The following is a 5,362-nucleotide window of genomic DNA, read 5'->3' on the forward strand; positions in this document are numbered from 1 at the left end:
ATAATAGTTTATTTATAATTTAAATTGATTTAAATTAGTATTATATAAAAATTTAAAAACGAAACATTTATATATTAGGTAATCCATCTTTAACATATGTAACATTTCATTAACACATTTTGATGTTACATTAGAGTTCCTGGCAGAAAAAATCATGTTTTAACGAACCCATATTTATGCAACCCAATTTTCTCAAAACTGCTTGGAACTAAAAAACATTTTTTTTCTACCAACAATACACACAATGTGATTCAATTAAATCAAAAACAGGTTTTTCATTTCAATCTGGTGAATCGAATCTGACATTAACGTGAAGCATTTTCCAAAAATAGTTAACCCCACCATAACCATATATATCAAAAAGTTTTTGAAAGTTAAATCAAAGCCAAAAATAGAGGATGTTAATGTTAAAATATAGTGCTTATGGCCTAATCAAATAAAAATTTAAAAGAAAGGAACGATTGAATAAACAGTTATCAGCACAACTACAGTCAATATTACAATAGCTCCTATAGGAACCTTTTTCCAGGCAAGACCTGCCGCTACAACCGCACCTATCAAACCGATATACCACAATTGATTGTCAACTGTCAACACTCCAGGACATATCAATGCCGCAAGGGCAGTGTATGGAATCAGATTCAGGAATTTCTCTGCCTTAGGAGGAAATTCAAGTTTATCGATAAATAGTGCAGGAATCAATCTTGGAATGAATGTTACGACTGCACAACCTAAAATCACCAGACTAATGTAATCCATCATGCATCACCCGAAAGAAAATATTCATCATCCACTATATACATTCCAATTCCTGCACCGACAAGAGTTGATACAATCAAAGACCAGTTTCCCAAAAATTGAGATAAAACAATATTTAAAACCGCAGTGATTAAAACCAAAAGTGCAATCTGCTTTGATTCCTTAACGGAAGGAACCAAAATGGCTACAAACAACGCATATAATGAAATATTGAAACTGTTTGTAACAATAACAGGAAGCAAATCCAGTAAAACTACACCAATTGCCGCTCCCAGACACCAGCTTAGCCAAGCAGTTATTGCAATTCCCAGATATATCCAAATTGACGAATCTTCAGAAAGCGAAAACATCGCAAATGATTCATCGACAGTAACGTGGGCGGCCAGGATATTCAAAGGAGTATTAGACTCTTCAACCTGATTCAGGACACATGTTGACATTACGAAATACCTCAGGTTAACAACAAAGTTTGTCAATATGATAGCTATTGCAGTTGCACCTGAAAGAGCCATTGACGCCGCTATAATCTGTCCTGCACCTGCATAAACTAGAAAAGACATAGATATTGTCTGCAATGGGGTGAAACCTGCCTTCATAGCAATGGCAGCATATCCTATTCCCATCGGAACATATCCGAAGGTAATTGGAATACCCTTTTTAGCGCCATCAATAAACTTATCCTTTCTAGAAATAGTAATGTCTCCTTGATATTATAAAAAAAAGAAAATTAGTTATTTAACTAATAAATGACTAATTTGGTCTGTTGTAATGATTCCCAAAACTTTCATGTCTTCATCAACAACAGGAAGTGAAGATATGTCATGCTCGTTCATCATCCGAGCAACATTTTCAATTGACTCATCAGCATAACAGTATTTGACGGTAGTTGTCATAATATCCTTCAATAGATTAGTATTCATTGCAATGGATTTTGATAAATCCCAACTGGTAACAATTCCGATTAGCTTATAATCATCTGTAACTACAGGAATATGTGTCACCTGCTTATCCAACATCAAATTAGCTGCATCCTTAACATCCGCATCTCCTTTGATAGTAACAACAACCCCCTTCATCACATCACTGACAACATCATTTGCCAGGAATTTGGATAAAATGAAGTTCAATTGTCCTTTTTCAAGTAAAAATGCATCGTGGCCATAGTTGGATTTTATTTCTGAAAATGATACTTCAACATCATTTGCATTGAGTGCTGTTACAATATCTGTACTCTGTTCTGTCGGATATAACCAATCTGAATCAACTGATATTACTTCAATTTTTGCATCAATGTCCTTAAATCCATCAATCAATGATTTATTTACAGACAAATCGAATAAATCTACCGCTTTTGTAATGTAGAGATAGCTGTTTGCATCAAAACGTTTTACAAAGGTTTCTCCCTGATGTTTCAAGTAACTTTCGACCTGGAAATCTGTTGTGAAATCATAACTTATTTCATCTTTATCCTGAAGGTCACGTCCAAATTTAATATACATGGATTCATCACTCAAATAGGTAATGTGTGCAATCATACGTGCTATTGAAAGACCGTTTTCAGGTTTTAAGCCTGTTTCATAGTAATTTCCATTGTTCCAGTGAGGGTCTGAAAATATTGATTGGCGACCTACGGCATTGAATGCAATTTGCTGAGGTGAAGACATAGCTGAGGTAGCCATTGGAATGGCCTTCTTCATCATGCCAGGATAGTCCACCAACCATTGAAGAACCTGCATTCCACCCATAGATCCTCCAATAATGGCATAGAGCTGTTCTATTTTAAATGAGTCAATTAGTTTCTTTTGAACTGTAACCATGTCTTTAATTGTAATTACTGGAAATTCTATACCATATTCTTTTCCAGTTTTAGGATTGATTGAACTTGGACCTGTGGTTCCTTTACATCCCCCTAAAACATTGGAACATATCACAAAGTATTTCTCAGTGTCTATTGCTTTTCCGGGACCTATTACTATTTCCCACCATCCAGGTTTTTTATCCCCTTTATGCCATCCTGCAGCATGTGCGTCTCCTGTTAGAGCATGACAAATTAGAATAGCATTAGATCTCTCCTTGTTAAGTTCACCATATGTTTCATATGCAACAGTAACATCACTGAGGGTTTTACCACTATCTAATTCAATTGGTTCTTCAATATTTAGATATTTTGTCTCAACAATACCAACAGATTCATCGTTCATTTTAAACACCAATATTCAATCGCTCTAAAGCAACTTTGGATGCTGCTTGTTCTCCTTCTTTTTTATTTTTACCTTTTCCAACACCAAACTCTTCACCGTCGAGTAGAATAGCCACTATAAATGTCTTATCATGAGGAACACCAAATTCTTTTAAGATTTCATAATCAATCTGAAGGTCATTAGCGTCACAGTATTCCTTAATTGTAGATTTATAATCTGTGAAAAACACTTTTTCATCATCAATATATTTAAATATGTTTTTTGCTATGAAATCTTTTGCAAATTCCAATCCCTTATCTACAAACATCGCTCCAATAAATGACTCAACTACATCTGCAGTAATGGATATTATTTCGTTTTTAGTAAGATTAACGTCACCTGATGAAATTAGTCTGATATGGTTTTTCAAGCCCAATTCATTTGCATAATAAATCAATGCATTCTGACAAACATAATTTGCTCTCAGTTTGGTTAATTTTCCTTCCTCAAAATCAGGATATTTCTTGAATAAATATTCTGAAACAACAACATTTAAAACAGAATCTCCTAAAAACTCCAATCTTTCATATGTGTAATTTAAGCCATGGTTAGTACTATAACTCGCATGTGTGAAAGCAACCTCATAGATATGTTCATTTTCAGTATCTATTCCAAAGTTTTCCAAGATATTCATGATTAAGCCCAGACTTGTTATATTATAATAGTATTATTTATTTAACCGAACTTATATATAATTAATTTATAACTATTGTTATATAAAAACATTACTTCTCAAATGCTCTCTGACGAACCCTATATATCAACAGCACATTAAATAATAAACGGCAGCGAAAAAGTTTAATGAAACTTTTTCCCCAACCAAGTTTAAAAGAAAAAGGGATTTGGTAACATGATAATAAATTGGCAAGAAGAAATTACAAAAATTGACCCTGACATAAAATTTAGAGCTCAGGGAGGATGGCTGAAAACCGTTGAAAAATTAGACAAAAGCGTTAAAAACGGATATTCTCTTGTTGGAGATTTCGTTCAGGCGGGTGACTTTGAAGAAGAATACAGTGAAGGAGTGTATCTTGATTGCAATAAAGAAGGAACTGCTAAAAAACCCCAATTGGACTACAGACTGTTCAGATTCAGAGACGGTAAAGTAAGGTTGCTTGACATGGTAATTGACGGCAATCAAGGTTGGGCAGTAGATTTATGGGATGCCGTTGAAGATGAATTTTAAAAAAAAAGATTATTCGGAAATTTTTCCTTTAATCTTAAATTTTGAAAATCCTGCAATCTGAATATTTTCTCTTGGATCCAAACATTTAGGCTCCTGCAGGAGAATGATTTTATGGTCGAGATTCTGAGGCAAATCTTTACCTCTTCCATCAACAAGCCCTCTAAAGCTTACAGTAAACTCACCGGTTCCCCCAATGTCCATGCCTAAATTTTCAGATGCAATAACACCGTCAAAGAAATTTTCTAAATCCATTATTTCAAAGACGGGCGCCAAATAGCTAACACCCATCAAACCATTTTCGTTTTTACGAATTTGAACTCTTCTTTGATCTATTTCAATAGATTCATTTGATTTCTTTTTAGATAATGTTATCTTATTTGATATTTCTGAATTAAACATGATATCACCTCAGATATGGCAAAACTCACAACAATCACATGTTGGAGCAAAATAGGAATCGTCAGGTTCTACAATAGCCTTTTGAGCAAACAAGGTTATATTGAATTTTGATTCATATTCTTTGCTGATTTCCTTAGTCATTGGAGACAAGCCCCTGTAATAGACCGGCCTGTAACCTGTCTGGGAAATATCAAAGTAGAATTTTTCACCAGTAGTGAATTTATTAAAGTATTCTTCAAGTTTTAATGCTTGTTTTGGAGTAATTGAAAAAGTGAATCCCATTGTATCATCACTTCTTTGCCTTATTCCAGCATTGGAAATGTCTACAGCTAATATGTCATCGTTGCCTCTTATAAAAACAACGCAATTTTCTAAATTTACTTCATTTTCTTTAGCTATATCGCTTAGTTCAGTCATGAGTAGACCTCCTAAAAAAATTTAGTTATACCTAAATTAATTATAAACCACAATAGTTAATAAAGTTATCTAAAAAAAGCAGTATATAAAACAAGCAGTGAGTTAAAGGTTATCTAAAAAAAGTAGTTTGAAGAAGATTAATTGAATAATCTTCACATTTACCAACTTATACTAATCTTTGTCTAGTAGTTGGTTTTTTATTTTGCCAACTGTATCTTCTTAGTTTTTTGGATTTACCGAATCCACAAGAAGCACAGACTTTTTTACGTATGTGATAAGTGTTTCTACCACATCTTCTACATCTGATATGGGTCTTTTTATTCTTTTTACCCATTGATGGAGTTCCCTTTGACATTGATAC

At 33.7% G+C, this 5,362-nt stretch carries 8 protein-coding genes; 1 reads left to right on the forward strand and 7 read right to left on the reverse strand.

Features of this window, described 5'->3' with window-relative positions:
* Positions 1-444: 444 nt before the first annotated feature.
* From UIB65_RS05055 to rnc, 4 genes are read right to left on the reverse strand one after another with little or no spacing between them, the layout of a single operon-like run.
* A complete protein-coding gene (locus UIB65_RS05055; RefSeq protein WP_330040015.1) occupies positions 445-759 on the reverse strand; it encodes an AzlD domain-containing protein in 315 nt (104 codons plus the stop codon).
* On the reverse strand, positions 759-1,457 hold the full coding sequence (locus tag UIB65_RS05060) for an AzlC family ABC transporter permease (RefSeq protein WP_330040020.1): 699 nt from the start codon (positions 1,455-1,457) through the stop codon (positions 759-761). The genes UIB65_RS05055 and UIB65_RS05060 overlap by 1 nt, the downstream gene beginning before the upstream one ends.
* A 33-nt stretch (positions 1,458-1,490) precedes the next feature.
* The gene (locus UIB65_RS05065) at positions 1,491-2,960 is read right to left on the reverse strand and encodes a homoserine O-acetyltransferase (RefSeq protein ID WP_330040016.1); all 1,470 of its coding nucleotides are present in this window, start codon (positions 2,958-2,960) and stop codon (positions 1,491-1,493) included.
* Position 2,961: 1 nt separating this feature from the next.
* Positions 2,962-3,633: a ribonuclease III gene (gene rnc / locus UIB65_RS05070; RefSeq protein ID WP_330040017.1), complete on the reverse strand. Its 672-nt coding sequence runs from the start codon at positions 3,631-3,633 to the stop codon at positions 2,962-2,964.
* 216 nt (positions 3,634-3,849) lie between these two features.
* Between rnc and UIB65_RS05075 the strand changes: the two genes are divergently transcribed.
* On the forward strand, positions 3,850-4,185 hold the full coding sequence (locus UIB65_RS05075; protein ID WP_330040018.1) for a hypothetical protein: 336 nt from the start codon (positions 3,850-3,852) through the stop codon (positions 4,183-4,185).
* Positions 4,186-4,194: 9 nt separating this feature from the next.
* Here the strand turns inward: UIB65_RS05075 and UIB65_RS05080 are convergent, their stop codons facing one another.
* The 3 genes from UIB65_RS05080 to UIB65_RS05090 all read right to left on the reverse strand — a co-directional run bounded on the left by UIB65_RS05080 (position 4,195) and on the right by UIB65_RS05090 (position 5,356).
* The gene (locus UIB65_RS05080) at positions 4,195-4,584 is read right to left on the reverse strand and encodes a hypothetical protein (protein ID WP_330040019.1); all 390 of its coding nucleotides are present in this window, start codon (positions 4,582-4,584) and stop codon (positions 4,195-4,197) included.
* A 9-nt stretch (positions 4,585-4,593) separates the two neighbouring features.
* Complete coding sequence (locus tag UIB65_RS05085) at positions 4,594-5,001, reverse strand: hypothetical protein (protein WP_296802940.1); 408 nt, start codon at positions 4,999-5,001, stop codon at positions 4,594-4,596.
* Positions 5,002-5,167: 166 nt separating this feature from the next.
* Positions 5,168-5,356, reverse strand: coding sequence for a 50S ribosomal protein L37e (locus UIB65_RS05090; RefSeq protein ID WP_067042784.1), 189 nt, complete (start codon positions 5,354-5,356; stop codon positions 5,168-5,170).
* Positions 5,357-5,362 lie beyond the last annotated feature (6 nt).

This window comes from Methanobrevibacter sp. (assembly GCF_036307625.1).
Lineage (GTDB): Archaea > Methanobacteriota > Methanobacteria > Methanobacteriales > Methanobacteriaceae > Methanocatella.

What these genes read in the sequence shown, in the direction of transcription:
- UIB65_RS05055 (WP_330040015.1), bottom strand. Translation starts at nt 759, where the DNA reads ATGGATTACATTAGTCTGGTGATTTTAGGTTGTGCAGTCGTAACATTC.
- UIB65_RS05065 (WP_330040016.1), bottom strand. Translation starts at nt 2,960, where the DNA reads ATGAACGATGAATCTGTTGGTATTGTTGAGACAAAATATCTAAATATT.
- rnc (WP_330040017.1), bottom strand. Translation starts at nt 3,633, where the DNA reads ATGAATATCTTGGAAAACTTTGGAATAGATACTGAAAATGAACATATC.
- UIB65_RS05075 (WP_330040018.1), top strand. Translation starts at nt 3,850, where the DNA reads ATGATAATAAATTGGCAAGAAGAAATTACAAAAATTGACCCTGACATA.
- UIB65_RS05080 (WP_330040019.1), bottom strand. Translation starts at nt 4,584, where the DNA reads ATGTTTAATTCAGAAATATCAAATAAGATAACATTATCTAAAAAGAAA.
- UIB65_RS05085 (WP_296802940.1), bottom strand. Translation starts at nt 5,001, where the DNA reads ATGACTGAACTAAGCGATATAGCTAAAGAAAATGAAGTAAATTTAGAA.
- UIB65_RS05090 (WP_067042784.1), bottom strand. Translation starts at nt 5,356, where the DNA reads ATGTCAAAGGGAACTCCATCAATGGGTAAAAAGAATAAAAAGACCCAT.